This window comes from Vibrio sp. 378 (assembly GCF_033339435.1).
The window spans coordinates 1-867 of sequence record NZ_JAWOUO010000294.1; the positions used below are offsets into that span (position 1 = coordinate 1).

An 867-nucleotide genomic window follows, 5' to 3' on the forward strand; every position below is an offset into this window, starting at 1 on the left:
TGTTCAGGCAGACGCTCGGCGCCTGGCGGATTGTCACGCGTATCAATAACTTTAACCGTCAATTGCGGCTGAGTTTTTCGGAGGTGTTTAACGACAGAGAGCCCGGTAATACCGAGCCCTACGACGACAACGTTATGTATGTTTTGCCAACGTTCCATATGTGATCACACTGTATTGCTTGTTCTTGGAAAGTGCGTTTAACGCACTTTCAATGTCGCAAGACCAATCAGAACAAGAACCATAGAAATTATCCAGAATCGCACGATTACACGAGGTTCTGGCCAACCTTTTAATTCGTAGTGATGATGAATTGGTGCCATGCGGAAAATGCGTTGACCGCGCAGCTTGTATGAACCGACTTGGAGGATTACAGACAGTGTTTCCATAACAAACACACCGCCCATGATAACCAGCACCAATTCTTGACGAACCAAAACAGCGATAGTGCCTAGTGCACCACCTAGCGCAAGAGAGCCTACGTCACCCATAAATACTTGTGCTGGATAGGTGTTGAACCATAAGAATCCAAGACCCGCGCCCACAATCGCCGTACATACCACAACAAGCTCAGAGGCGTGCGGTAGATATGGGATGTGCAGATATTCAGAAAAGTTAACGTTACCAGTCGCCCAAGCGATAACGGCAAAGCCTGCAGCAACCAGTACCGTCGGCATGATAGCCAAACCATCTAAACCATCAGTGAGGTTTACCGCATTACTGGTGCCAACAATCACGAAGTAAGTCAGAATGATGTACATCAGACCAAGCTGTGGCATCACGTCTTTAAAGAATGGCACGACAAGCTGCGTCGCTGCTGTGTCTTTACCATAAGCGTATAGAGCAAATGCCACAACAAATGCGATCAAA

Annotated in this window: 2 protein-coding genes; both read right to left on the reverse strand. The window is 47.3% G+C overall.

Annotation, left to right across the window (positions count from 1 at the left end; genetic code table 11):
• A partial coding sequence (locus tag R7Q48_RS25795) for an FAD/NAD(P)-binding protein (RefSeq protein ID WP_411979289.1) occupies positions 1–158 on the reverse strand: 158 nt, incomplete at its 3' end.
• A gap of 39 nt (positions 159–197) precedes the next feature.
• The coding region (gene mraY / locus R7Q48_RS25800; protein ID WP_318133017.1) for a phospho-N-acetylmuramoyl-pentapeptide-transferase at positions 198–867 on the reverse strand (670 nt) is incomplete at its 5' end.